This is a genomic window from Enterobacter sp. RHBSTW-01064 (assembly GCF_014103035.1).
In the GTDB taxonomy this organism is placed as follows: Bacteria; Pseudomonadota; Gammaproteobacteria; order Enterobacterales; family Enterobacteriaceae; genus Enterobacter; species Enterobacter mori.
On sequence record NZ_JABXOU010000002.1, the window covers coordinates 264,830 to 289,825 of the forward strand.

General features: G+C 58.3%; 23 protein-coding genes and 1 other RNA gene. 6 read left to right on the forward strand and 18 right to left on the reverse strand.

What is annotated here, in order from left to right:
* Positions 1–97: 97 nt before the first annotated feature.
* From zapA to HV355_RS07190, 3 genes are all read left to right on the forward strand, one after another.
* Positions 98–427, forward strand: coding sequence for a cell division protein ZapA (zapA, locus tag HV355_RS07180; protein WP_006811891.1), 330 nt, complete (start codon positions 98–100; stop codon positions 425–427).
* A gap of 41 nt (positions 428–468) precedes the next feature.
* Positions 469–652: non-coding RNA, 6S RNA (gene ssrS / locus HV355_RS07185), on the forward strand.
* A 24-nt stretch (positions 653–676) separates the two neighbouring features.
* Positions 677–1,273 (forward strand): 5-formyltetrahydrofolate cyclo-ligase, encoded by a 597-nt coding sequence (locus HV355_RS07190; protein ID WP_182401442.1) that lies wholly within the window; start codon positions 677–679, stop codon positions 1,271–1,273.
* Between the two features lie 96 nt (positions 1,274–1,369).
* Here HV355_RS07190 and serA read toward each other — a convergent pair whose 3' ends face one another.
* Entirely contained in the window at positions 1,370–2,602 is a 1,233-nt protein-coding gene (serA, locus tag HV355_RS07195) for a phosphoglycerate dehydrogenase (protein WP_010435363.1), read from the reverse strand.
* A gap of 266 nt (positions 2,603–2,868) precedes the next feature.
* Positions 2,869–3,528: a ribose-5-phosphate isomerase RpiA gene (gene rpiA, locus HV355_RS07200; protein ID WP_010435366.1), complete on the reverse strand. Its 660-nt coding sequence runs from the start codon at positions 3,526–3,528 to the stop codon at positions 2,869–2,871.
* A gap of 127 nt (positions 3,529–3,655) precedes the next feature.
* On the opposite strand from rpiA, the gene argP reads away from it, so the two are divergent.
* A complete protein-coding gene (gene argP / locus HV355_RS07205) occupies positions 3,656–4,549 on the forward strand; it encodes a DNA-binding transcriptional regulator ArgP (protein WP_006178395.1) in 894 nt (297 codons plus the stop codon).
* Between the two features lie 41 nt (positions 4,550–4,590).
* Here argP and HV355_RS07210 read toward each other — a convergent pair whose 3' ends face one another.
* From HV355_RS07210 to tkt, 7 genes are all read right to left on the reverse strand, one after another.
* Positions 4,591–5,322, reverse strand: a complete 732-nt coding sequence (locus tag HV355_RS07210; RefSeq protein ID WP_108416288.1) for an oxidative stress defense protein — start codon at positions 5,320–5,322, stop codon at positions 4,591–4,593.
* A gap of 93 nt (positions 5,323–5,415) precedes the next feature.
* Positions 5,416–6,051 carry an arginine exporter ArgO gene (argO, locus tag HV355_RS07215; RefSeq protein ID WP_003860085.1) on the reverse strand — a complete coding sequence of 212 codons (636 nt, stop codon included), beginning with the start codon at positions 6,049–6,051 and terminating at the stop codon, positions 5,416–5,418.
* A 145-nt stretch (positions 6,052–6,196) separates the two neighbouring features.
* The gene (locus HV355_RS07220; protein WP_010435377.1) at positions 6,197–7,051 is read right to left on the reverse strand and encodes a small-conductance mechanosensitive channel MscS; all 855 of its coding nucleotides are present in this window, start codon (positions 7,049–7,051) and stop codon (positions 6,197–6,199) included.
* 186 nt (positions 7,052–7,237) lie between these two features.
* Positions 7,238–8,317, reverse strand: coding sequence for a class II fructose-bisphosphate aldolase (gene fbaA / locus HV355_RS07225; RefSeq protein WP_010435379.1), 1,080 nt, complete (start codon positions 8,315–8,317; stop codon positions 7,238–7,240).
* A 92-nt stretch (positions 8,318–8,409) separates the two neighbouring features.
* Positions 8,410–9,573, reverse strand: a complete 1,164-nt coding sequence (pgk, locus tag HV355_RS07230; RefSeq protein WP_010435381.1) for a phosphoglycerate kinase — start codon at positions 9,571–9,573, stop codon at positions 8,410–8,412.
* Between the two features lie 49 nt (positions 9,574–9,622).
* Positions 9,623–10,642, reverse strand: coding sequence for an erythrose-4-phosphate dehydrogenase (gene epd / locus HV355_RS07235; RefSeq protein WP_010435383.1), 1,020 nt, complete (start codon positions 10,640–10,642; stop codon positions 9,623–9,625).
* 325 nt (positions 10,643–10,967) lie between these two features.
* Positions 10,968–12,959 carry a transketolase gene (gene tkt / locus HV355_RS07240; RefSeq protein WP_010435385.1) on the reverse strand — a complete coding sequence of 664 codons (1,992 nt, stop codon included), beginning with the start codon at positions 12,957–12,959 and terminating at the stop codon, positions 10,968–10,970.
* 272 nt (positions 12,960–13,231) lie between these two features.
* Here tkt and HV355_RS07245 point away from each other — a divergent pair, with 272 nt between their 5' ends.
* Both HV355_RS07245 and HV355_RS07250 read left to right on the forward strand, forming a co-directional pair.
* Positions 13,232–13,990 (forward strand): M48 family metallopeptidase, encoded by a 759-nt coding sequence (locus tag HV355_RS07245; RefSeq protein WP_120158676.1) that lies wholly within the window; start codon positions 13,232–13,234, stop codon positions 13,988–13,990.
* 210 nt (positions 13,991–14,200) lie between these two features.
* A complete protein-coding gene (locus HV355_RS07250) occupies positions 14,201–15,469 on the forward strand; it encodes an OprD family outer membrane porin (RefSeq protein WP_126815908.1) in 1,269 nt (422 codons plus the stop codon).
* Between the two features lie 100 nt (positions 15,470–15,569).
* On the opposite strand, the gene HV355_RS07255 is transcribed toward HV355_RS07250, so the two are convergent.
* The 9 genes from HV355_RS07255 to HV355_RS07295 are packed head-to-tail and all read right to left on the reverse strand — an operon-like array spanning position 15,570 to position 24,974.
* The gene (locus HV355_RS07255) at positions 15,570–17,210 is read right to left on the reverse strand and encodes a thiamine pyrophosphate-binding protein (RefSeq protein ID WP_182401444.1); all 1,641 of its coding nucleotides are present in this window, start codon (positions 17,208–17,210) and stop codon (positions 15,570–15,572) included.
* Between the two features lie 13 nt (positions 17,211–17,223).
* Complete coding sequence (locus HV355_RS07260; protein WP_182401446.1) at positions 17,224–18,693, reverse strand: aldehyde dehydrogenase; 1,470 nt, start codon at positions 18,691–18,693, stop codon at positions 17,224–17,226.
* A 9-nt stretch (positions 18,694–18,702) separates the two neighbouring features.
* Positions 18,703–19,473 (reverse strand): aspartate dehydrogenase, encoded by a 771-nt coding sequence (locus HV355_RS07265; protein WP_126815905.1) that lies wholly within the window; start codon positions 19,471–19,473, stop codon positions 18,703–18,705.
* Positions 19,474–19,482: 9 nt separating this feature from the next.
* Entirely contained in the window at positions 19,483–20,277 is a 795-nt protein-coding gene (locus tag HV355_RS07270) for an SDR family oxidoreductase (RefSeq protein WP_182401448.1), read from the reverse strand.
* Positions 20,261–21,031 carry an alpha/beta hydrolase gene (locus tag HV355_RS07275; protein WP_126815967.1) on the reverse strand — a complete coding sequence of 257 codons (771 nt, stop codon included), beginning with the start codon at positions 21,029–21,031 and terminating at the stop codon, positions 20,261–20,263. Before HV355_RS07275 ends, HV355_RS07270 begins: the two co-directional genes overlap by 17 nt.
* Positions 21,032–21,040: 9 nt before the next feature.
* Positions 21,041–21,571, reverse strand: a complete 531-nt coding sequence (locus HV355_RS07280; RefSeq protein ID WP_010435408.1) for a cupin domain-containing protein — start codon at positions 21,569–21,571, stop codon at positions 21,041–21,043.
* Between the two features lie 10 nt (positions 21,572–21,581).
* On the reverse strand, positions 21,582–22,838 hold the full coding sequence (locus tag HV355_RS07285; RefSeq protein WP_182401450.1) for an MFS transporter: 1,257 nt from the start codon (positions 22,836–22,838) through the stop codon (positions 21,582–21,584).
* 25 nt (positions 22,839–22,863) lie between these two features.
* The gene (locus HV355_RS07290; RefSeq protein WP_182401452.1) at positions 22,864–24,051 is read right to left on the reverse strand and encodes an FAD-dependent oxidoreductase; all 1,188 of its coding nucleotides are present in this window, start codon (positions 24,049–24,051) and stop codon (positions 22,864–22,866) included.
* Positions 24,048–24,974 carry a VOC family protein gene (locus HV355_RS07295; protein ID WP_182401454.1) on the reverse strand — a complete coding sequence of 309 codons (927 nt, stop codon included), beginning with the start codon at positions 24,972–24,974 and terminating at the stop codon, positions 24,048–24,050. The genes HV355_RS07290 and HV355_RS07295 overlap by 4 nt, the downstream gene beginning before the upstream one ends.
* Positions 24,975–24,996 lie beyond the last annotated feature (22 nt).

The window sequence follows — 24,996 nt, forward strand, 5'->3', positions numbered from 1 at the left end:
GGCTTGTATCTTCACATCAGGGTAGCTATAGTGTCGCCCCTTCGCAGCCCCCGGGGCAGTAAGCGAAGGCAGCGCAGTCAATCAGCAGGAAGGTGGCATGTCTGCACAACCCGTCGATCTCCAGATTTTTGGCCGTTCACTGCGAGTGAATTGTCCACCTGAACAAAGGGATGCTTTGAATCAGGCTGCGGACGATTTGAATCAGCGGTTGCAAGATCTAAAAGAACGCACTAGAGTCACAAATACTGAGCAGCTGGTTTTCATCGCCGCGTTGAACATCAGCTATGAACTGACTCAGGAAAAAGCGAAGACCCGCGACTACGCGGCAAGCATGGAGCAGCGCATTAAAATGCTCCAGCAGACCATAGAACAGGCATTGCTTGATCAAGGTCGCAATCCCGAAAGACCGGGACCAAAGTTTGAATAACACTTCTCAGTTGACTATGGTAGAGTAACTGTGAAGACAAAATTTCTCTGAGATGTTCGCAAGCGGGCCAGTCCCCTGAGCCGATATTTCATACCACAAGAATGTGGCGCTCCATGGTTGGTGAGCATGCTCGGTCCGTCCGAGAAGCCTTAAAACTATGACGACACATTCACCTTGAACCAAGGGTTCAAGGGTTACAGCCTGCGGCGGCATCTCGGAGATTCCCTCTCTTTTCTTCTACCGACTACCATGACTCAATTCCCCGAAGTTTCTGCTTCACGCCAGGATATCCGTCAGTTAATTCGTCAGCGCCGCCGTGCGTTAACCCCCGATCAGCAAGCGCATTTTGCCCAGCAGGCCGCCGCCCGTATGATGGCGTATCCCCCTGTCGTGATGGCGCACACCGTTGCGCTGTTTCTGTCATTTGACGGAGAGCTGGATACCCAGCCCCTGATAGAACAGCTCTGGCGCGCCGGGAAGAAGGTGTATCTGCCGGTGCTGCATCCGTTTAGCGACGGTAATCTGCTGTTTCTGCACTACCACCCGCACAGCGAGCTGGTGGTGAATCGCCTGAGAATCACCGAGCCGAAACTCGACGTCCGCGACGTGCTGCCACTCTCTGAGCTGGACGTGCTGATCGCGCCGCTGGTGGCGTTTGATGAGCAGGGCCAGCGTTTAGGGATGGGCGGCGGTTTTTACGACCGCACGCTGCAAAACTGGCAGCAGTACGGATTGCAGCCGGTGGGCTATGCGCATGATTGCCAGGGTGTGGAGGCATTGCCGGTGGAGAAATGGGATGTGCCGTTGCCGGCGGTGGTAACGCCCAGCAAAACCTGGACCTGGTAGAATAAAGCCGGGTGGCGCTTACGCTTACCCGGCCTACAAAACCTCAACGTAGGTCGGGTAAGGCGCAGCCGCCACCCGACACCACAAACCGCACAATTAGTACAGCAGACGCGCGCGAATCGTCCCCTGAATCGCCTTCATGCTCTGCAGCGCTTTCTCGGCCACATCGTCATCCGCTTCGATATCAATAACCACATAGCCCATCTGCGAGTTCGTTTGCAGATACTGCGCGGCAATGTTAACGCCCTGCTCGGCAAAGATCTGGTTGATGGCGGTCAGCACGCCTGGACGGTTTTCGTGGATGTGCAGCAGACGACGACCGCCGTGCAGCGGCAGAGACACTTCCGGGAAGTTCACGGCAGAGAGCGTAGACCCGTTGTCGGAGTATTTGCTCAGCTTACCTGCTACTTCCAGACCGATATTCTCCTGCGCTTCCTGAGTAGAACCGCCGATGTGTGGCGTCAGGATAACGTTGTCGAACTCGCACAGCGGAGAGGTGAACGGATCGCTGTTGGTGGCGGGCTCTGTCGGGAACACGTCGATGGCCGCGCCCGCCAGATGCTTACGCTTCAGCGCATCCGCCAGTGCCGGGATATCAACAACCGTGCCGCGCGCGGCGTTGATCAGCAGTGAGCCCGGTTTCATCAGCGCCAGCTCTTCCGCGCCCATCATGTTTTTGGTGGAGGCATTTTCCGGCACGTGCAGGCTTACCACGTCGCTCATGTTCAGCAGGTCAGACAGGTGTTGAACCTGGGTCGCATTGCCCAGCGGCAGCTTGCTTTCGATATCGTAGAAGAACACGTGCATACCCAGAGATTCCGCCAGAATACCGAGCTGCGTACCGATGTGACCGTAGCCGATAATCCCCAGTTTTTTACCACGCGCTTCGAAAGAGCCGGACGCCAGTTTGTTCCACACGCCGCGGTGCGCCTTGGCGTTCGCTTCAGGAATGCCGCGCAGCAGCAGCAGCAGTTCGCCAATCACCAGCTCCGCCACGGAACGGGTGTTGGAGAACGGGGCGTTAAACACGGGAATACCGCGTTTGGCGGCAGCATTCAGGTCAACCTGGTTGGTACCGATACAGAAGCAGCCGATAGCCACCAGCTTTTCCGCCGCGGCAATAACGTCTTCAGTCAGATGAGTACGGGATCGTAGGCCAATGAAGTGGGCATCACGGATGGACGCTTTCAGCTCTTCGGTATCGAGCGCGCCTTTGTGAAATTCGATGTTGGTGTAACCTGCCGCACGAAGGCTATCGATTGCTTTTTGATGCACGCCCTCGACCAGCAGGAATTTAATCTTGTCTTTCTCCAGTGATACCTTTGCCATTTACCCGACCCTGTTTTTGTCTGAACTGATGTTGTGCTGGATATGAATCCGCTGTAGCCAACATATCAAAAAAAACTATTGCAGCAATATGAACGTTTGCGTCGGCACTCTGAAGAAAAGTCATCCAGGGCAAAATGTCAGAGGAAAATGCTATGGAAATTTACAAACGTGGCAGGATCGGCAAAAGAGGTTCAAAAACGTGATACAAGTCACCGAATTTAGCTTTTCAAAAATTTTTTAGCGGGGGGAGGACTCCCCCCGTCAGATCATTTTACGATGGTTTTCACGCCGTCAGCCGTGCCGATCAGCGCCACATCCGCGCCACGGTTGGCAAATAACCCTACGGTCACTACGCCTGGGATAGCGTTGATGGCATTTTCCAGTGCTACTGCGTCGAGGATTTCCAGACCGTGAACGTCGAGGATCACGTTACCGTTATCGGTGACTACGCCCTGACGATATTCCGGACGACCGCCCAGCTTCACCAGCTGACGGGCAACCGCGCTACGGGCCATCGGAATCACTTCGACCGGCAGCGGGAAGTTCCCCAGGATGTCAACCTGCTTGGAGGCGTCCGCGATGCAGATGAATTTGTCCGCTACAGAAGCGATGATCTTTTCACGCGTCAGCGCCGCGCCGCCGCCCTTGATCATCTGCATATGGCCGTTGATCTCATCCGCGCCATCAACGTAAATGCCCAGACGATCCACTTCGTTGAGATCGAAAACGGTAATGCCGAGGCTTTTCAGCTTTTCCGTGGAAGCATCGGAGCTGGAAACCGCGCCCTCGATCTGCCCCTTCATCGTGCCCAGGGCATCGATAAAGTGTGCCGCCGTTGACCCCGTACCAACACCGACAATGGTACCCGGCTGTACGTACTGGAGAGCGGCCCATCCTACTGCTTTTTTCAGTTCATCCTGCGTCATGATCGTTTTGCCTGTGGTGTGAAAACTCAGGGCGCATTATAGAACACGTCGGATGGATTTCGTCTGCCACGAAGGGAAAATTGTGTCATAGTGCAGATTAAGCAAAATTAAGGAGTAAGCCAGAGCAATGAAACGTCCGGACTACAGAACACTACAGGCACTTGATGCGGTTATTCGTGAACGCGGTTTTGAGCGCGCGGCGCAGAAGTTGTGCATCACCCAGTCCGCCGTATCACAGCGTATCAAACAGCTTGAAAACATGTTCGGGCAACCCCTGCTTGTGCGTACCGTTCCGCCGCGTCCAACGGAGCAAGGGCAAAAGCTCCTCGCGCTGCTGCGTCAGGTTGAACTGCTGGAAGATGAGTGGCTGGGTGATGAACAAACGGGTTCCACGCCGCTGCTGCTGTCGCTGGCGGTGAACGCCGACAGTCTGGCAACCTGGCTGCTGCCTGCCCTTGCGCCAGTCCTGGCCGACTCCCCTATTCGACTGAATTTACAGGTAGAAGATGAAACCCGTACACAGGAGCGCCTGCGTCGCGGTGAAGTGGTTGGAGCAGTCAGTATCCAGCCTCAGGCACTGCCAAGCTGTCTTGTCGATCAGCTAGGTGCGCTGGACTACCTGTTTGTTGGCTCAAAAGCCTTTGCCGAGCGCTACTTCCCGAACGGCGTCACCCGCGCCGCGCTGCTAAAAGCCCCTGCCGTGGCGTTCGACCATCTGGATGATATGCACCAGGCGTTCCTGCAGCAAAACTTCGACCTCCCGCCGGGCAGCGTGCCGTGTCATATCGTGAACTCGTCCGAAGCCTTTGTGCAGCTTGCGCGTCAGGGCACCACCTGCTGCATGATCCCGCACCTGCAGATTGAGAGAGAGTTGAAAAGCGGTGAGCTGATTGACCTGACGCCGGGGCTGTATCAGCGCCGAATGCTCTACTGGCACCGTTTTGCGCCGGAAAGCCGCATGATGCGCAACGTCACCGACGCGCTGCTGGCGTTTGGGCACAAGGTGTTGAGACAGGATTAAAAATAAGCCGGGTGGCGGCTTCGCCTTACCCGGCCTACAGATTACTGAGCCGGTTTCGGCTGTGCTGCAACAGGCTCCAGCTGGAACACCACATCCACCTGATCGTCGAACTGAATGGTTGGCTGCTCATAGGTTTCCTGAGCAGAAACCGGAGCTGCATCAGCCTTCATCATGCGTACCATCGGGCTTGGCTGGTAGTTAGAGACGTGGTAACGCACGCTGTAAACCGGGCCGAGCTTGCTCTTAAAGCCAGAAGCCAGCTGCTCCGCCTGATGGATTGCATCATCAATCGCGGCTTTACGCGCTTCGTCCTTGTATTTCTCCGGTTGCGCAACGCCCAGCGAGACGGAACGAATTTCATTCAGCCCCGCTTTTAACGCGCCATCAAGCAGCGAGTTCAGCTTATCAAGCTGACGCACGGTCACTTCCACGGTACGTACGGCACGGTAGCCTTTGAGAATGCTTTTCCCGTTCTGGTAGTCGTAATCCGGTTGGGTACGCAGGTTAGCAGAACTGATATCCTTTTTACCTACGCCATTCTGCTCGAGGAAAGAGAGATATTGCGCAACACGATCGTCAGCCTGCTTTTTAGCGGAGGCGGCATCTTTCGCGGCCACGTTCACTTCAATTGCCAGGGTTGCAACATCCGGTACCGCGTCCACGCTTGCGGTGCCTGAAGTGACGATGTGCGGGCCATTTGGCAATTCATTTGCCTGCACCGACACCGCACCTAAACTCACTAATGCCGCCAGGGCCATCACTTTAAACTTCACTGTCATTCCTCCATGTTGCGAAGAGTGCCCCCACATCAGGGCGCATGCCAGCAAGCTTAGCGGGTCTTGTTCAGATGTCCATAAGACAAACGCTTAGTTGAACAATCCCTGTACATGATGAATGCCCTCTTTTGCCAGCTGGAAAGCAATAAACCACATCACCAGACCGACCAGCGTATTGATGATGCGCTGAGCTTTAGCGGTACGCAAACGCGGGGCCAGCCATGCCGCCAGAATGGCGAGGCCGAAGAACCAGAGGAAGGAGGCGCTGACCGTACCGAGCGCAAACCAGCGCTTCGGCTCAACGTCCAGTTGTCCACCCAGGCTACCCAACACCACGAAAGTATCCAGATAAACATGCGGATTGAGCCAGGTCACCGCCAGCATGGTGACGATAATTTTCCAGCGGCCCTGCTTCATCACTTCGGCGCTCGCCAGCTCAAGGTTGCTGCTCATCGCGGTTTTCAGGGCACCAAAACCGTACCAGAGCAGAAACGCCACGCCGCCCCAGGTGACCAGCGCCAGCAGCCACGGAGACTGCATCAGCAATGCGCTGCCGCCAAAAATCCCGGCACAGATCAGCAGTAAATCGCTTACTGCGCACAGCAGGGCAATCATCAGATGATACTGGCGGCGAATGCCCTGGTTCATCACAAACGCATTTTGCGGACCGAGAGGGAGGATCATGGCCGCACCTAGTGCAAGACCTTGAAAGTAATAGGATAACATGACGAAATTCTCACAGTTTTGTTCTGAAAACAGACTATACTGCGCGAATCACATTAGAGGAAATGGATAATATTAATTGGGTATTAGCATGGCTAATAAAATAAAAGCCCGGTGGCGCTAGCGCTTACCGGGCCTACGGGAGACGTTATTCGGCTTCTTTTACTTTTTTGACGTTTACGTCCATCTGCGGGTACGGGAAGCTGATGCCGTTGGCGTCAAACTCGCGCTTAATGCGCTCCAGCACGTCCCAGTAGACGTTTTGCAGATCGCTGCTCTTGCTCCAGATACGCACCACGAAGTTAATGGATGACGCGCCCAGTTCGTTCAGGCGAACCGTCTGCTCTTTATCTTTCAGAATGCGATCGTCTGAAGCAATGATGTTGCTAATCAGCGATTTTACCTGATCGATGTCGGAGTCATAGGCCACGCTGATAATCAGTTCGTTACGACGCACCGGTTCACGGGAGAAGTTAATGATGTTGCCCGCGATGATTTTCCCGTTCGGTACCACCACGATACGGCCATCGACGGTACGCAGGGTGGTTGAGAAAATCTGCACCTGCAGCACGGTTCCGGCAATGCCGCCAAGGTCAACGTATTCGCCGGAGCGGAACGGACGGAAGGTGACCAGCAGAACGCCTGCCGCCAGGTTTGAAAGCGATCCCTGCAGCGCCAGACCAATAGCCAGACCGGCGGCACCGAGAACGGCAATGACGGAGGCGGTCTGCACGCCCACACGGCCCAGCGCCGCAATCAGCGTAAAGGCGATGATGCCATAACGCACCAGTGCGGAGAGGAAATCAGCCACCGTGGCGTCAATGTGACGGGCCAGCATCACGCGGTTGACCGCGTTCGATACGATACGCGCCACGATCATCCCGACGATGATAATGGCAATCGCCGCGACGATGTTCACGGCATAGCTCAGCAGCAGTGCCTGGTTACGCACCAGCCAGTTACCGGCGTGATTGATGCTGTCTACAACATCGAGTTGTTCCATTTATTCTTCCTTTTGTTAAACCAAAACACAAAATCCATCCCCCATGGAGACAGGCAGGTCAGTAAAGGGTAAACAAAAAGCGCAAATATTGCCAAACAGATCACAAAAGCAGATGTTGCAGCATGTTGAAAACGCGAAAAAAAAGGCCCGCATTTGCGGGCCTTCTGATGCTGTTAGCAGCTCAAATTACAGAACGTCGATCGCGTTCAGTTCTTTGAATGCCTGCTCCAGACGGGTCACCATGGACGTCTGTGCAGCGCGCAGCCATACGCGTGGATCGTAGTATTTCTTGTTCGGCTGGTCTTCGCCTTTCGGGTTGCCCAGCTGACCCTGCAGGTAAGCTTCGTTGGTTTTGTAGTACTGCAGGATACCGTCCCATGTTGCCCACTGGGTGTCGGTATCGATGTTCATTTTCACTACGCCGTAGCTTACGGAATCTTTGATTTCCTGAGCAGAAGAACCGGAACCGCCGTGGAAGACGAAGTTCAGGCTGTTGTGCGGCAGGTTGTGTTTCTTGGAAACGTATTCCTGAGAATCACGCAGGATGGTTGGGGTCAGAACCACGTTACCTGGTTTGTAAACGCCGTGTACGTTACCGAAGGACGCTGCAATGGTGAAGCGTGGGCTGATTTTGCTCAGCTCGGTGTAAGCGTAATCAACGTCTTCTGGCTGGGTGTACAGTGCAGAAGCGTCCATGTGGCTGTTGTCCACGCCGTCTTCTTCGCCACCGGTGCAACCCAGTTCGATTTCCAGGGTCATGTCCATTTTGGACATACGCGCCAGGTATTTGGAGCAGATTTCGATGTTTTCGTGCAGTGACTCTTCAGACAGGTCGATCATGTGAGAAGAGAACAGTGGCTTACCGGTTGCCGCGAAGTGTTTTTCACCCGCGTCCAGCAGACCGTCGATCCACGGCAGCAGTTTCTTCGCGCAGTGGTCAGTATGCAGGATAACTGGAACACCGTAGTGTTCAGCCATCTGGTGTACGTGGTGCGCACCAGAGATAGCACCCAGGATTGCAGCACCCTGAGGAACATCAGTTTTCACGCCTTTACCTGCGATGAACGCTGCGCCACCGTTAGAGAACTGAACGATAACTGGAGCTTTAACTTTGGCTGCAGTTTCCAGTACGGCGTTGATGGAGTCGGTACCCACGCAGTTAACTGCTGGCAGAGCGAAGTTGTTTTCTTTAGCTACCTGGAACACTTTCTGTACGTCATCACCAGTGATAACGCCAGGTTTTACGAAATCAAAAATTTTAGACATGTTGCTTAGTCCTGTATCTTCGGCCGTTAGAAAAGGTGCGTGCTCTTATAAGCGCGCTGAAAATTGGGCAGGTTTCCCTGCCCTTGAATGGCTTACTTCTTAGCGCGCTCTTCGAGCATTGCTACTGCTGGCAGTACTTTGCCTTCCACGAATTCGAGGAATGCGCCGCCACCAGTGGAGATGTAGGAGATCTTGTCAGCGATACCGAACAGGTCGATTGCTGCCAGGGTGTCACCACCGCCTGCGATAGAGAACGCTTCGCTGTCTGCGATTGCGTTAGCAACGATCTCAGTACCTTTGCGGAAGTTCGGGAATTCGAACACGCCAACAGGACCGTTCCACAGGATAGTTTTTGCGTTTTTCAGGATTTCAGCCAGTTTCTGTGCAGAAACGTCGCCCAGGTCCAGGATCTGCTCTTCATCTTTGATGTCATTTACAGATTTCAGGGTCGCGGTTGCGGTTTCGGAGAACTCGGTCGCTACGCGAACGTCAGTTGGAACCGGGATGTCACAGGTGGTCAGCAGGCGTTTGGCTTCGTCAACCAGGTCTGCTTCGTACAGGGATTTACCCACGTTGTGGCCCTGAGCGGCAACGAAGGTGTTCGCGATACCACCGCCAACGATCAGCTGGTCAGCGATTTTAGACAGGGAATCCAGAACGGTCAGTTTGGTAGAAACTTTAGAACCACCAACGATAGCCACCATTGGACGAGCTGGTTCTTTCAGTGCTTTACCCAGCGCTTCCAGTTCGTCAGCCAGCAGAGGACCGGCACAGGCTACGTCCGCGAATTTACCGATACCGTGGGTTGACGCCTGCGCGCGGTGAGCCGTACCGAAGGCATCCATTACAAACACGTCGCACAGTGCAGCGTATTTTTTAGACAGTGCTTCGTCGTCTTTCTTTTCGCCTTTGTTGAAGCGAACGTTTTCCAGAACAACCAGTTCACCGGCAGCCACTTCAACGCCGTCCAGGTAATCTTTCACCAGGCGAACCGGGCTGGACAGTTTGTCTTTCAGGTAATTAACAACCGGCAGCAGAGAGAACTCTTCGTTGTACTCGCCTTCAGTTGGACGACCCAGGTGGGAAGTGACCATCACTTTAGCGCCCTGCTTCAGAGCCAGTTCGATGGTTGGCAGAGATGCACGGATACGCGCGTCGCTGGTCACTTTGCCATCTTTAACCGGTACGTTCAGATCGGCACGGATGAAAACGCGTTTACCAGCCAGATCCAGATCGGTCATCTTAATTACAGACATGGTGAATCCTCTCGTTGATTCTTAAAGTTTTGCAGACGCACGATGCGTCTTACCTGAAACCTTGAGCGGCCATTGCTAACGTGGTGTCGAGCATTCGGTTAGCAAAGCCCCATTCGTTATCACACCAGACCAGCGTCTTGATAAGGTGTGCCCCACTGACGCGCGTTTGTGTGCCATCGACGATAGCGCTGTGCGGGTCGTGGTTAAAATCTACTGAGACCAACGGTAATTCCGTATAGTCAACTATACCATGAAATGCACCCTGTGCCGCTTTTTGCAGCAACAGGTTGACTTCACAGGCTTTTACCGGTTTTTTCACCGTCACGCTGAGGTCGATTGCGGTCACGTTAATCGTCGGAACGCGCACGGCAATCGCTTCGAAACGGTCGTTAAACTGCGGGAAAATTCGGGTGATCCCTGCCGCCAGTTTCGTATCCACCGGGATGATTGACTGGCTCGCTGCGCGAGTGCGTCGTAAATCCGGATGGTAGGCGTCGATAACCTGCTGATCGTGCATGGCGGAGTGAATCGTGGTCACGGTGCCGGATTCAATACCATACGCATCGTCTAACAGTTTGATGACCGGAATAATGCAGTTGGTGGTGCAGGAGGCGTTGGAAACAATGCGGTGTTCGGCCTGCAGCTCATGCTGGTTAACGCCAAACACGACGGTCGCGTCGAGGTCGTTACTGCCGGGGTGAGAAAACAGGACTTTTTTTGCGCCTGCGGCCAGATGTGCTTCGCCATGTTCGCGGCTGCCGTAAACGCCGGTACAGTCAAGCACGATATCCACACCCAGTTCACGCCACGGTAGCCCGGCGATGCTGCTCTCATGCAGTACGCGGATGGCATCGTCGCCGACAAACAGCTGATCTCTTTCCTGGCGAACATCCCAGGCAAAGCGTCCGTGGCTGGTGTCATATTTCAACAAATGCGCCATGCCCGCAGCATCCGCCAGTTCGTTGATTGCTACCACGGTTATTTCCGCACGACGCCCGGATTCATATAAAGCACGAACCACGTTGCGCCCGATGCGACCGAAGCCATTAATCGCTACGCGTACGGTCATAGATCTCCTGCAAAGCTATCCCTGGGTTTGAGGTGGCTGAAAGAGTAATCCAGCGACGCCCGAAGGGGAATCCTTGCTGTCACAAACTGCGATTGATTGGTCAATTGTCGAACATTTAATCGACTGAAACGCTTCAGCAAGAATAAGCGAATTGGGGAATAAAAGGAATCTCTGTCCAGATGAATAAGCGGGCTATATGACTTGCATCACATTTTTGATGGAATAGTGCCGACAAAAAAGCCGGGTGACGCGCTAGCGCTTACCCGGCCTACTTTCGTGCCATTTGTAGGCCCGGTAAGCGCAGCGCCACCGGGCAAAACAGCAATTACAGCAGTTCTTTCGCCTTAGCGACAACGTTCTCAACGGTGAAGCCGAACTCTTCGAACAGCAGCTCTGCCGGAGCAGATTCACCGAAGGTGGTCATGCCGACGATAGCGCCGTTCAGGCCAACGTATTTGAACCAGTAGTCAGCGATACCCGCTTCCACTGCCACGCGAGCGGAAACCGCTTTAGGCAGCACGGATTCACGGTATGCAGCATCCTGCTTGTCGAACGCATCGGTAGACGGCATGGAAACCACGCGCGCTTTCACGCCTTCGGCAGTCAGTTTTTCCCAGGCTGCAACAGCCAGTTCAACTTCAGAACCGGTGGCGATGAAGATCAGCTCTGGCTGGCCCGCGCAATCTTTCAGCACGTAACCACCGCGAGCGATGTTCGCCAACTGCTCAGGCGTACGCTCCTGCTGTGCCAGGTTTTGACGGGAGAGGATCAGCGCGGTTGGACCGTCCTGACGCTCAACGCCGTATTTCCACGCCACTGCGGATTCAACCTGGTCACATGGACGCCATGTGCTCATGTTCGGCGTCACGCGCAGGGAAGCCACCTGCTCTACCGGCTGGTGAGTTGGACCATCTTCGCCCAGACCGATGGAGTCGTGGGTGTAGACCATCACCTGACGCTGTTTCATCAGCGCAGCCATACGCACGGCGTTACGTGCATATTCAACGAACATCAGGAAGGTAGAGGTGTACGGCAGGAAACCGCCGTGCAGGGAGATACCGTTGGCAATCGCAGTCATACCGAATTCACGTACACCGTAATGGATGTAGTTACCGGCAGTGTCTTCGTTGATCGCTTTAGAACCGGACCAGATAGTCAGGTTAGAAGGCGCCAGGTCAGCGGAGCCGCCCAGGAATTCAGGCAGCAGAGGACCGAACGCTTCAATCGCATTCTGAGACGCTTTACGGCTCGCGATTTTAGACGGGTTCGCCTGCAGCTTAGCAATGAATTCGTTCGCTTTCGCGTCGAAGTCAGACGGCATGTCACCTTTCATACGACGGGTGAATTCAGCCGCTTCCTGTGGGAACGCTTTCGCATAGGCAGCGAACTTCTCGTTCCAGGCCGCTTCTTTCGCCTGGCCCACTTCTTTTGCATCCCACTGAGCGTAGATCTCAGATGGGATTTCGAATGCAGGGTGTTTCCAGCCCAGAGCTTCACGGGTCAGTGCAATTTCCGCGTCACCCAGCGGTGCACCGTGGGAGTCGTGCGTACCCGCTTTGTTCGGCGAACCGAAGCCGATGATGGTTTTGCACATCAGCAGAGACGGTTTGTCCGTCACAGCGCGCGCTTCTTCTACTGCACGTTTAATCGAGTCAGCATCGTGGCCATCAACGCCACGCACAACGTGCCAGCCGTAGGCTTCGAAGCGTGCTGCGGTGTCATCAGTGAACCAGCCTTCAACGTGACCGTCGATGGAGATACCGTTGTCGTCATAGAACGCAACCAGTTTGCCCAGCTTCAGGGTACCTGCCAGGGAGCACACTTCGTGAGAAATGCCTTCCATCATGCAGCCGTCGCCCATGAACGCGTAGGTGAAGTGGTCAACGATGTCGTGACCAGGACGGTTGAACTGCGCCGCCAGCGTCTTCTCAGCAATCGCCATACCGACTGCGTTAGCAATACCCTGACCCAGCGGGCCGGTGGTGGTTTCTACGCCCGCGGTATAACCCACTTCCGGGTGACCTGGCGTTTTGGAGTGCAGCTGACGGAAGTTTTTCAGCTCTTCGATTGGCAGATCGTAGCCGGTGAGGTGCAGCAGGCTATAGATCAGCATAGAGCCGTGGCCGTTGGACAGCACGAAGCGGTCGCGGTCAGCCCATGACGGGTTCTGCGGGTTGTGGTTCAGGAAGTCACGCCACAGGACTTCGGCGATATCAGCCATACCCATAGGAGCCCCTGGGTGGCCAGATTTGGCTTTCTGTACTGCATCCATGCTCAGCGCACGAATAGCATTAGCAAGCTCTTTACGTGAGGACATTTTAACTCCAGATCGGACTGTTAAAGGCCATGCCCTTGACGACAGCGCGTTTTGGGCTACGCCGGAAAAAAGTGCCAACAATGTAACCCAAGCCGCAAGGCATGTACATGGAGCATTCTTTTGCTCGTTAAGAAATCTCTGGATCATGCTCGCATGTTGCGCAATCTCCTCGCCCGCCCCTGGTTATATTCCTTATACTTAGCCCGACACCGGCTTCGCTGACGGTGCACTTTTCGGATTTTATTCAGATTAACGAGTACGGAAGCAATCTCATGAAAATGCGTGCAATAGTGCTGGCCCTGGGTACGACGCTCCTGCTGAGCGGCTGTCAGAATATGGATTCTAACGGTCTGATGACCTCAGGCGCAGAAGCCTTTCAGGCCTATTCCCTGAGCGACGCGCAGGTAAAAGCGCTGAGCGATCAGGCGTGTAAAGATATGGACGGAAAAGCCACGCTTGCCCCGGCTAACAGTACCTACACGCAGCGTCTGAATAAGATTGCATCCGCGCTGGGCGACAACATCAACGGCCAGCCGGTGAACTACAAGGTTTACGTGGCGAAAGACGTAAACGCCTTCGCGATGGCGAACGGCTGTATTCGCGTCTATAGCGGGCTGATGGACATGATGACCGACAACGAAGTGGAAGCGGTTATCGGCCACGAAATGGGCCACGTTGCGCTCGGCCACGTGAAGAAAGGGATGCAGGTTGCCCTGGGTACCAATGCCGTTCGTGCGGCGGCGGCCTCAGCGGGCGGTATCGTTGGCAGCCTGTCGCAGTCACAGCTTGGCGACGTCGGTGAAAAGCTGGTTAACTCCCAGTTCTCCCAGCGTCAGGAGTCCGAAGCAGATGATTACTCCTACGATCTGTTGCGCAAACGCGGGATTAATCCATCAGGTTTAGCCACCAGCTTCGAAAAACTGGCCAAGCTGGAGGCGGGTCGCCAAAGCTCCATGTTTGACGATCACCCGGCCTCGGAAGAACGCGCACAACATATTCGCGACCGTATGGCCGCAGACGGAATTAAATAATTTTACCGGGAGGCATATTTGCCTCCCTTTTATTTCGCATCAATTGCCAATTTAAAAGCACGTATCGGTAACTCGCCAGAAAGCCCCGCCACATCTGCATTTAGCCCCTGAAACGTCTGGTCACATATTTATTGCAATCGTTAATATTTCCGGTAATTATCAACCACGCAATCATTCAAATTAATATATCCAGACAGAGACGTTCCCTCCGTGAAAAAAGAATTATCATTAGTTGCGTTAAGTTTATTCGCCGCATTACCTGCCGCAGCAAGCCAACAATCCGACAGCCAGGGTTTTATTGACGACAGCCATCTGGATCTGTTTTTACGTAATGCCTATATCAGCCGCGATTACCATCAGGGCCAGCAGGATAAAGCCGAATGGGGCCAGGGGATCATTGCCACCTTTGCATCCGGCTATACCGAAGGGCTGGTGGGCTTCGGCGTGGACGGTATCGCCCAGTATGGCGTGCGTCTGGACGGTGGCCGCGGCAAGAGCGGCGCGGGCGGCATCGACTTCTTTAAGCAGGAAGACGACGGCCGGGCAAAATCCGATCTGGCAAAGTTTGGCGCGACGGCCAAAATGCGCATCTCCAATACCGTGCTGAGCTACGGGAACCAGCGTCCTGAGCTGCCAATCATTACATCCGACAGCTCCCGCCTGCTGTTTGAAAGCTACACCGGCACCCTGTTGACCTCGAAAGAGATCGACGGTCTGGAAGTGAACGCCGGTTACTTCACCGACGAGCAGCGTAAAAGCGATGACCGCCACGACAGCGGGCTGAAGAGCCTGACCTTCGGCGGCGCAAGCTACCAGTTCAACGACCAGTTCAGCGGCGCGCTGTACGCCTCTCATAATGAAGAGGTGATGAATAAGCAGTATCTGGGCATGAACTTCAAACAGCCGTTCAGCACCGGACAGCAGCTGGTGCTTGATTTCAACGGCTACAATTCGCGACTGGATCAGCGCTACGCGGACAGCCTCGACACGGGCCGCAGCAACACCATCTGGAGCCTGGCGGCGAGCTACATCTGGGATATTCATACCTTCAAGGTGGCGTACCAGCAGAGCAGCGGCAGCACCGGCTACAACTACGGCGGCTATCGCGACCAGGGCGGCGTGGGGGACGGCGGCAACACCATCTGGCTGGCGAACTCCTACTGGTCTGATTTCAACGGTGAAGATGAGCGCTCATGGCAGGCCTCTTACGGTCTGGACTTCGGCGGCCTCGGCCTGCCGGGCCTGAGCTGGACCACCGCTTACGTGCGTGGCGACAACATTAAAACGTCTGAAACCAGCAACGGCAAAGAGCACGAGTGGTTTAACCAGATCCAGTACAAGGTACAGGATGGCCCGGCAAAAGACCTGACGCTGCGCCTGCGCTACTCCGTCCTGCGCGTCTCCAGCAACGCCAGCGAGTACAACGTGGGCGGGGATGAGATCCGCGCTTACGTGGAATACCCGTTTAACGTGTTCTGATTTACCCCCTCACCCCAACCCTCTCCCCAAAGGGGAGAGGGTGTATTCAATCCCCTCTCCCCTTTGGGGAGAGGGATAGGGTGAGGGGAAATCTCGCATATCAGTAAAGCGTCTTCTGCGGCGGCCCGGCAAACTTCAGGGCGCCAATCTGCCCCATCCGAACTTCCACTACCGACGGCCCCGGCATCGCCAGCGCCTCCGTCATCACCGCATCAAAATCCTCTGCCCGCTCAACGCTCCACGCCTGAAGGCCAATCGCCTGCGCCAGCAGGGTAAAGTCCGGCGTATGCAGTTCGTTATAGTACTGACGTCCGCCGAAATACTTGTCCTGAATACCGCGCATCACGCCGTAACCGCCGTCGTTCATGATCAGCAGCGTCACGTTGGCTTTTTCCTGCGCCAGCGTCGCCAGCTCGCCTAAATTCAGGCTCAGGCCGCCGTCGCCCACCAGCCCCACCACCTTACGCTGCGGGTTGGCGATTGCAGTGCCGATCGCCATCGGAAGCCCCATGCCAATCGCCCCGGCCAGAGAGTGAATGTTCATCAGAGGTCCGTTGGCGCGAAACAGACGGCTGCCCCACAGGCTGCCAGACACGGTGATATCGCGCACCAGCAGGCCATCTTTCGGCAGCGCTTTCTCGATGGCGTCGTTGAGCTTCGCGTAGGCGCCGCACTGCTCGCGCAACCCCTGTTCGGCTTGCTCAACCGCCTGCTGCACCTGCGCATCCCACTGCACGCTGCCCCACTCACGGCCCTGGGCCTTATCGGCCAGCGCGCTAAGCAACGCGGAACAGTCGGCTACCAGCGTGTTGTCCATCAGGTAGTTACGGCTTGCCGCCGCCGGGTCGATATCAATCTGCACGCGCGGATGCGGCAGCTCAACCGTCCAGGAACGGGTTTCGTTGCTGCGCAGGCGTGAACCGGCGACCAGCGTAAAATCGCACTGCGCGATAAGCCCCTCCACCGACGGCGAGTTGTGGAACGCCCGCAGGCTGGCGCGATGGCCGTCCGGCAGCACGCCGCGCGCGTGGGTGCTGGAGATCACCGTCACGCCCGCCTCCGCCAGCTTTTTCACCGCGTCAGCGCTTCCCAGCGCCCCGCCGCCCAGCCACAGCAGCGGCTGTTTTGCCAGCTTAAGCTGCGTCCACAGCGCGTCAACCGTCGTGGGATCGACGGCTGGAACCGAAGCCGGTTTCACCGGTTTCGTCACCAGCGACAGCGGAATTTTCGCACCCTGAATATCAATCGGGATTTCCACAGAGACCGGCCCGCACGGCGGCGTCTGCGCCTCCTGAATGGCTTTATGCAGAATGGCCATCGCCTGGTTAGCGTTGCTGATGCGGTACGCCCGCTTTGAGCTGGCCTTCAGGAAGGTCAACTGGTCGCGGGTTTCATGGATAAACCCGGTGTCGGCATCCAGCCAGGCTTTCTCTACCTGCCCGGTTAAATGCAGCAGCGGCGTGCAGGCGTTCATGGCTTCCACCAGCGCACCTACGGCGTTACCCGCGCCCGCGCCGGTGCTGGTCAGCGCCACGCCGAGGCCGGAAAAGCGCCCGTGGGCGTCGGCCATGGTGACGGATCCCGCCTCGCCGCGCGCGGGCACGAAGCGGATGTTGCCCCGCTGCCCCACCGCGTCAGCAATCGGCAGGTTGTGAATGGAGATGACGCCGTAGATGGCCTCAACCTGATACTGCTCCAGCGTTCTGGCGATGGCGTCGCCGACGGTTATCATTTCGCTCATTGCTCACCCTCTCTCAGTCGCACCAGTGGTTGACGCTGTTACCCGTCGCCAGATAAATGCTCTTCTGCTGCATCCAGGCTTTCAGCCCCTGAATACCCTTTTCGCGGCCCAGACCGCTCTCTTTAAAGCCCCCGAACGGGGTCGAAATCGCAAAGACCTTGTAGGTGTTGATCCACACCGTGCCCGCTTCGAGCTGCTCGCTCAGGCGCAGCGCGCGCCCGGTATCCCGCGTCCAGATCCCCGCCGCCAGGCCGTAAACCGAGTCGTTCGCCTCGCGGATAAGCGTGGCTTCATCGCGAAACGGCATCGCCACCAGCACCGGACCGAAGATCTCCTCCTGGCAGGCGCGGGCGCTGTTGCTCAGCCCCTCGATAATCGTGGGCTGGAAAAAGCTGCCGTTTGCAAGATGGGGATCGGCAGGGATCTCCCCGCCGCACAGCACACGGCCCCCCTCGCGCTTCGCCAGCTCAACGTACGCCTGCACGCTCTGACGATGCCCGTCGCCGATCAGCGGCCCCACGTGGACGCCGTCGGTAAACGGGTGCCCGACGCGCAGCCCGCGAGTTAACTTCAGCAGCCGCGCCATCAGCGGCGCGTAAATGCTCTCGTGAATGAACAGCCGCGATCCGGCAATACACGCCTGCCCCGCCGAGCTGAAAATGCCGTAGCAGATCCCGCGCGCGGCCTGCTCGAGGTCTGCATCTTCCAGCACGATGGTCGGGGATTTTCCCCCCAGCTCCAGCGAGGCCGGGATCAGCTTTTCCGCCGCCACGTGCGCCAGATGGCGGCCCGTGGTGGTGCCGCCGGTAAAGGAAATTTTCCGCACGCGAGGATGGCGCGCCAGCGCATCGCCAATCACCGAGCCTTTGCCCGGCAGCACGCTCAGCAGCCCGGCGGGCAGCCCGGCCTGTTCGAAAATCCGCGCCAGCTCCAGCGCCATCAGCGGCGTGGCTTCGGCGGGCTTGAGGATCACCGCGTTACCGGCAGCAATGGCCGGCGCGACCTTCTGCATCTCGCTGGCAATCGGCGAGTTCCACGGCGTAATGGCCGCCACCACGCCGAGCGGCTCATAGCGGCTCAGCGTCAGCAAATCAGGCTGACGCGGGGTCGGAAGCTCGCCTTCCAGCAGCTCGCAGGCGGCGGCAAAGTAGCGCGCCGTTCCCGCTGCGCTCATCACCAGCCCGCGCGCTTCCGCCAGCGGTTTGCCGTTATCGCGGCTCTGCATCTGCGCCAGTTCATCCACGCGAGATTCAATCAGATCGGCAACCTTATGCAGGATCTTCGCCCGGACGTGCGGCAGGCAGCCGCGCCACGCCGGATCGCGCCAGGCGCGCTCTCCGGCCTCAATCGCCTCCTGCAAATCGTCGAGACTTGCCGCGTTCAGCGTAGCGTTAATTGACCCGTCAGCCGGGAAGTGACTCTGCATCGGCCTGCCGCTGCCGTGTCGCCACTGGCCGCCGATAAAAATCTTCAGATCGTCCATCGTCACTCCTCAGCTCAGGGCCAGTTCACGGCAGGCGCGCACCGCGCTCAGTGCCGCCAGGGTGGAGGTTTTAGGATTAGAAGCCAGCGGCAGCCCGCTCAGCTCAAGATGGAACTCGCCGAACAATCCTTCCACGTGCAGCGTGTGGGTATTGCGTTTCGTTAACGGGTCGACCATCAGCTGCACGCGGGTCTCATCCATCCCCATACCGCCGAGCGCCACGGTTGCCGCCACGTTAGCGTTGGCCGGAAACAGACGCGCCGCCTCGCGGGCGCTGCCCTCGAAGAAGACCTTTGCTTCAGAAACAGAATTGAGATCGATGAGCTGTTCGGCGTAGCTGCCGCGCCAACTGGCCGGGCTTTTGCGCGACCGGTAGGTCACGCGTTCAAGCCCGCCCTCTTTCGCCGCCGCCAGCCCGTCGATACCGGCAACCGCACCGGAGAGCAGCGTCAGTTTGCCTCCCGCCGCAAGCAGCCGCTGCTCCAGCGCGCTGTCCGCCAGCGCACCGGTGGAGATCACCGCCAGATGCCAGCCGCGTCTTAAAATCGCTTCGCCATATTGCGCCACCGCCTGCTGGCTGGCGCACTCCAGCACCAGATCGGGCGTATGCGCGCACTCCATCGGGGAGGCCAGCGCCACCACATCCTCGCCAAGCTGCGCGCGGATCGCCGCATGGTGAGACTCGCGCGCCACGATCCAGCCGATAGTGACGCCCTTAGGCAGGCGTTCAATCACCGCCTGCGCCATGGCACCGAATCCAATTAACATTACCTTTTTCATGATGCGTCCTTACAGGTGGCGGCAGAAGCCGCCGGAAACGTCCAGCGCGGCACCGGTGGTAAACGAGGCCAGCGGCGAAGCGAGAAACAGCAGCGCCTGCGCGGGCTCCTGCGGCTTACCGAGGCGCGCCATCGGAATGCCGCGCTTGCGCGCGATATCCGCCGTCCACTCCGGCCAGCTCTGGCTTTTGTCCGCCCGGTTCTCAAAGCGGCGCTGCCACTGCCCGGACTCCACCATGCCGAGCAGAATGGAATTGACGCGGATGCCTTTGCCCACCAGCTCCTTTGAGAGCGTGAGCGTCATATTCAGCAGCGCGGCGCGGGCGGCGGAGGTGGCGATCATGTGCTCCTCCGGCTGCAGCGCCAGCAGGGAGTTCACGCAGGTGATAGAGGCGATGTCGGACTGCTCCAGCAGCGGCTGAAACGCCTGCACCGGGTAGATCACCCCGAACAGCTTCAGCTCGGCCTCGTGCAGCCACGCCTCACGCGGGGTGTCGTGGAAGTGCGCCACGTAGCCCTGCCCGGCGTTGTTGATCAGCATGTCCGCCCCGCCAAAGCGAGCCTGCACCGCGTCCGCGAAGGCCTGAATCTCGTCGGCGTTCAGCACGTCGCAGCGATAAGAGAAAATATCCCCGTTGGGGTATTCGTTGTGCAGCGCCGCGTGGGCGCTGGCGAGCCGGTCCTGATCGCGGCCGCAGAAGGCTACCCTTGCCCCCTCGCCCAGCAGCAGGCGCAGCGTTTCAAAGCCAATGCCGGACGAACCGCCGGTAACGACCGCCACGCGGCCGTCAATGTGTGCATTCATCGCGCACCTCTTCGTTAATGCGTAAAAGCTGTTGGTTAAAAAACGCGTCGTTGTCGAGATAGCTGGCGTGTCCGGCCTGCGGGATCGCGATAAACGGCATGCCGTAGCGCAGCGCCAGCCCCTGCACCAGCTCCGGCTGGGTGATGGCGTCCTGCTCGCCGCACCAGACTTCAAAATTGCCCGGGTAGCGCTTAAGCCAGCCGTGAATGTCGTCGTGCACCAGCATCCACGCGGCGGCAAGGTAGCCTTCCGGTCGCAGCGTGCGCATGCCCGCCGCCACGGTGGCGATATCTTCCGCGCGCGCGCCAGGGCGCAGCAATTTCGCGGCGCGGGTCTGGGCGAGGATCTCACCGCCCAATGCCATCTGCTGTTCGCGGCTGCGCCAGACCTGCTCGCGCTGCGCCGGCGCGGCATTGCCGTATCCCTGCGCGGTGTCGGCCAGCACCAGATGAATGACGCGCTCAGGGAACTTCGCCGCAAAGGCGCTGGCGACCAGTGCGCCGAGCGAATGGCCGACAAGCACCGCCTGCCAGACGCCCGCGCGGTCAAGCATCGCCGCCAGCGCGTCGGCGTAATCCCCCGCGTTTGCCCGCTCAACCGCCAGCATCGGGCTTTCGCCATAGCCGGGCATGTCCCACGCCAGCACGCGAAAGCCGTTCAGCGCCATCTGCTTGTGCCAAGAGGCCGCGCCGGAGCTGATACCGTGCAGCAGCATCAGCGGGATGCCGCTTCCCTGTTCACGAAAACCCGTCATCATGCCCCCTTAGTTCCGCTTCACTTTGGAAAGCGGATGATCGGCGGGGTAGGTCGGGATTTCCGGCTTGTTGGTCCCCAGCATGACGCACATCAGCGCCTCTTCTTCGCCGTGGTTAAACAGCCCGCGATAGATGCCCGGCGGAACGGAGATCAGGTCACGCTCGCGCAGCACGGTTTCGGTGTAGTTGTCGCCGTCCTGGATCATCAGCGTGATCTGCCCCTTGAGCATGAAGAACACCTCTTCCACGTCGTCGTGCAGGTGCAGCGGCCCTTCGCACTTCGACGGCAGCACCATGGTGGAGAAGGTAAAATGGTCCGCCTGCACGGTGTTGGTGTCGTTCGCCACGCCCGTTGCCCCGGTGCCGATATAGCGCATCTGCGCCCGGCGGTACTTCGGGTCAAAATCGGCCTGGAACTTCAGCGCATTCCAGTCGTACTTGCGGCCTTCGAAGCGCGCAATGCGCGACTCGACCCACTCTTCCATCGTCAGGTGGTCAGGTTTGATGCCTGTTGTGTTGGTTACGGTTGAATCAGTCATGACACTCTCCTCAGTAACGTCTCAGCAGCGGCAGTAACAGGACGCAGCCCACCGCCGCCATCACCGCCAGAAAAACCAGCCCGGAATCCATGCTGTGGGTGAAGGCGATTAACGCCCCCATCACCGCTGGCGACAGCGCGCCCGCAAAGTTTCCCAGCCCGTTGAAAATGCCGCCCGCCGTGGCGCTCACCCGCGGATGGGTGGCCTTCGCCAGCAGGGCGAAAATATTGGGTGCGCCGGTGCCCCACATAAAGGTGCTGAAGCTCATCGCCGCGATGATGGCCAGCGGGGTGTCGAGGTGCATCACCGCCGCCAGTCCTGCCGCCGCCCCCGCCATCGAGATAAAGCAGGCCGCCGCGCGCTTATCGACCCGGTCCGACAGCCACGCGCCAATGACCTCGCCCGCCAGCATGGCGATGAACGGCATCGACGACAGCCAGCCCGCGTGCTCCAGGTGAATGCCTTTGCCCTTAATCAGGTAGCCCGGCAGCCAGCCGTTGATGCCCCACAGGTAGGTCAGGAAAGCGATGTTAAAGATGCAGATGATCCAGAAGTGCGGGCTGACAAACAGCTCGCGGCGCGCAGCGCGGCGCTCGTCCTGAGACGCCTGCGAAGTACCGGGCTTCGTATCCAGACGGATCCCGCGCAGGCCGATGCGCACAAAGATCAGCACCGGCACGGTGAGCATCGCCATCACGAAGAAGGTGCTTTGCCAGCCGAAGGTGTTCAGCAGCCAGAGGGAAAGCGGGAAGCCAATCGCCGCGCCCACCGGCGTGCCCAGCAGCCAGAGCATGGTGGCGCGCGCCTGCAGATGCTGCGGGAAGTTGTGGCGCACGATGGCGAAGGCCAGCGGGAACAGCGGTCCTTCTGCCACGCCCAGCAAAATGCGCAGGACGATCATCAGCGTGTAATTATGGGTGAAGCCCATCGCCACCATCAGCACGCACCACACCGCCATCATTCCGGTGAGCAGGCGCAGCGGCGCAATTTTGTCGCCCAGCCCGCTTAAAAACACCGACGAAAAGCCGTAGCTGAGCAGAAAGGCGCTCATCAAAATGCCGAGGCGCGTGGTGTCGAAATCGATGCCCATCGCCTGCTGGAAATGGCCGTCGGAAAACAGCGCCGCGATGCTGATTTTGTCGAAGAACGCCAGCAGCACGCAGGCCAGCAGCGACAGCGGGATGGCCCAGCGCACCGCTTTTTCAGGCGTACGGGTTCCCTCACCGCTCACCTCAACGGGCGCGGTGTTGGTCTCTAATGTGGTCATGTCTCCCCCTACGGGTGCGGGTTAGCTATCGCAATGACATCAGTGAAAAAGCCGGGTCGCCGAGCGGTACATCCGATAAATCCCGCCCCGCTGCCATCCAGCGCTTCGCCAGCTTGACGGTACGCGCGTCGTTGAACGCCACCAGCTGCGTCAGCCGCCCGTTGTCGTCCAGCGAGAAGTACAGCGAATCTTCGCGCGCTACCGTTCTGCTGCCCGGCTGCGGAATGCCGAGGATCTGAATGTTGTGCTGGTATTGATCCGACCACAGCCACGGCGCGTCGTCGTAGCCCGGCGCATCGGGGTTGAGCATCGCTTTCGCCGTCGCCACCGCCTGGTTCTGGGCGAAGGCCCAGGACTGAATGCACAGGCCGTAGTGATGATGTTGCGCCACATCACCGGCGGCAAAGATGAACGGATCCGACGTTCGCCCCTGGACATCCACGACGATCCCGCGTTCAGTCTTCAGCCCCGCATCGCGGGCCAGCTCCAGATTGAGATCGACGCCGATCCCCACCACCACCGCATCAAAGGTTTCACGCTGGCCGTCGCAGTGGATAACCGGCAGGCCGTTATCGTCCTCCAGCTCCAGCGCGCCGCAGCCGGTACGGATATCCACGCCCTGCTCGCGGTGAAGGGCCTCTAAGCGCTGCGATACCTCGCCGCTCACCGAGCGCATGCAAAGCGCGGGCTGCTGCTCGAATAGGGTGACCGCCACGCCGCTTTTGCGTGCGGACGCGGCAATTTCCAGGCCGATCCAGCCGCCGCCGACAATCGCCAGGGTTTGGCTTTCCGCCAGCCGACCTTTCAGGCGCTGCGCGTCCTGCCAGTGGCGCAGGGTATAGACCTGCGGATGCGCCGCCCACGCCTCACCCGGCACGCGCGCCCGCCCTCCGGTGGCGATTAAAAGGATGTTGTAACTAAGACACTTGCCGTTGCTCAAACGCACCGTTTTCGCCTCGCGGTCGATCTGCTCTGCACGCAGCGGCCGGTGCCAGGTCAGGTTCAGCGCCTGCTGCGCCTCGTCGGTAAACAGCCTTGGGAGCGCCGCGTCCGGCTCCAGCAGAGAGGCTTTCGACAGCGGCGGACGCTCGTAGAAATCCCACTCTTCTTCCGCCACCACGCAAATCTCGCCGTCGAAGCCCTCGTCGCGCAGGGTTTTCGCCGCCCAGCCGCCCGCCTGGCCGCCGCCGATAATGACAATGCGCGACGTCATACCGCCTCCGGCTTTTTCTGCTGGCGGCGCGTGTCGTGGTCGATCCCGCCTTCCACCGCCCACTCGGTAAAGGAGACCAGCGAGTGCTCCAGCTCACGCGGCTGCCAGTTCTCGGTCAGGTAGTCGTCGTTGGTGTAATACTCGAACGCGCCGCCGGTCGGGCTGTTGACGTACCAGAAGTACGCCGACGACACCGGATGGCGGCCCGGCCCGATAAAGGTGCTCCAGTCATTTTTATTCATCGCGATACCGCCGCCGATCACCTCGTGGATGTCGCGCACGGTGAAGGCCACGTGGTTCAGCCCGCGCCTGCGGTTCGGCAGCTGCAGCAGGAACAGGTTGTGATGACCGCCGCGCGCGCCGCAGCGCAGGAACACGGCGCGGTTGATGTAGCGGTCAGAGACCTGGAAGCCGAGCACCTCACGGTAGAATTTTTCCACCGCCGCCAGCTCCTCCACGAAGAACACTACGTGCCCCACGTTGATGGGCTGGGCGCGATCGTAAACCGGGCTGGGCGTGTCGATACGGCGAACGTCGCCCCACTGGTTGATCGGCTCAACGTTCAGCTCCACGTCGGTCTGCTGGGTAACCTGCACGCGCAGCGTCATGCCGTTCGGATCGAGGCACTCCAGCGCGTCACCCACTTCGCGAAAGCCGGGCTGCTGCGCAAGCTTTGGGCGCAGCGCCTCTAGATCCTGCCGGGTAGCAACCGCCCAGGTCATGCGGCGCAGGGTGTTGCCCGCTTCAAACGCCGGCGGCAGGTCGGGGCTGTCAATCGGGTTAAGCTCCACGCGCGCGCCGCTCAGGGTGGTAAAACGCTGGCCGCTGGCATCGCCCGTCAGGCCAAAATCACGCATAAATTTGGCGCAGTGCGTCAGGTCTTCCACGCCAAATTCCAGCTTTTCAATTCCGGTTACACTCATCGTTCGTTGCCTCATCTGGCCC

Coding starts and splice junctions, on each gene's coding strand:
- epd (WP_010435383.1), bottom strand. CDS start 10,642: ATGACCGTACGCGTAGCGATTAATGGCTTCGGTCGCATCGGGCGCAAC.
- tkt (WP_010435385.1), bottom strand. CDS start 12,959: ATGTCCTCACGTAAAGAGCTTGCTAATGCTATTCGTGCGCTGAGCATG.
- zapA (WP_006811891.1), top strand. CDS start 98: ATGTCTGCACAACCCGTCGATCTCCAGATTTTTGGCCGTTCACTGCGA.
- HV355_RS07260 (WP_182401446.1), bottom strand. CDS start 18,693: ATGGACGATCTGAAGATTTTTATCGGCGGCCAGTGGCGACACGGCAGC.
- HV355_RS07275 (WP_126815967.1), bottom strand. CDS start 21,031: ATGACGGGTTTTCGTGAACAGGGAAGCGGCATCCCGCTGATGCTGCTG.
- HV355_RS07190 (WP_182401442.1), top strand. CDS start 677: ATGACTCAATTCCCCGAAGTTTCTGCTTCACGCCAGGATATCCGTCAG.
- HV355_RS07280 (WP_010435408.1), bottom strand. CDS start 21,571: ATGACTGATTCAACCGTAACCAACACAACAGGCATCAAACCTGACCAC.
- HV355_RS07295 (WP_182401454.1), bottom strand. CDS start 24,974: ATGAGTGTAACCGGAATTGAAAAGCTGGAATTTGGCGTGGAAGACCTG.
- rpiA (WP_010435366.1), bottom strand. CDS start 3,528: ATGACGCAGGATGAACTGAAAAAAGCAGTAGGATGGGCCGCTCTCCAG.
- HV355_RS07290 (WP_182401452.1), bottom strand. CDS start 24,051: ATGACGTCGCGCATTGTCATTATCGGCGGCGGCCAGGCGGGCGGCTGG.
- HV355_RS07285 (WP_182401450.1), bottom strand. CDS start 22,838: ATGACCACATTAGAGACCAACACCGCGCCCGTTGAGGTGAGCGGTGAG.
- serA (WP_010435363.1), bottom strand. CDS start 2,602: ATGGCAAAGGTATCACTGGAGAAAGACAAGATTAAATTCCTGCTGGTC.
- fbaA (WP_010435379.1), bottom strand. CDS start 8,317: ATGTCTAAAATTTTTGATTTCGTAAAACCTGGCGTTATCACTGGTGAT.
- HV355_RS07265 (WP_126815905.1), bottom strand. CDS start 19,473: ATGAAAAAGGTAATGTTAATTGGATTCGGTGCCATGGCGCAGGCGGTG.
- HV355_RS07220 (WP_010435377.1), bottom strand. CDS start 7,051: ATGGAACAACTCGATGTTGTAGACAGCATCAATCACGCCGGTAACTGG.
- argP (WP_006178395.1), top strand. CDS start 3,656: ATGAAACGTCCGGACTACAGAACACTACAGGCACTTGATGCGGTTATT.
- pgk (WP_010435381.1), bottom strand. CDS start 9,573: ATGTCTGTAATTAAGATGACCGATCTGGATCTGGCTGGTAAACGCGTT.
- HV355_RS07270 (WP_182401448.1), bottom strand. CDS start 20,277: ATGAATGCACACATTGACGGCCGCGTGGCGGTCGTTACCGGCGGTTCG.
- argO (WP_003860085.1), bottom strand. CDS start 6,051: ATGTTATCCTATTACTTTCAAGGTCTTGCACTAGGTGCGGCCATGATC.
- HV355_RS07245 (WP_120158676.1), top strand. CDS start 13,232: ATGAAAATGCGTGCAATAGTGCTGGCCCTGGGTACGACGCTCCTGCTG.
- HV355_RS07255 (WP_182401444.1), bottom strand. CDS start 17,210: ATGAGCGAAATGATAACCGTCGGCGACGCCATCGCCAGAACGCTGGAG.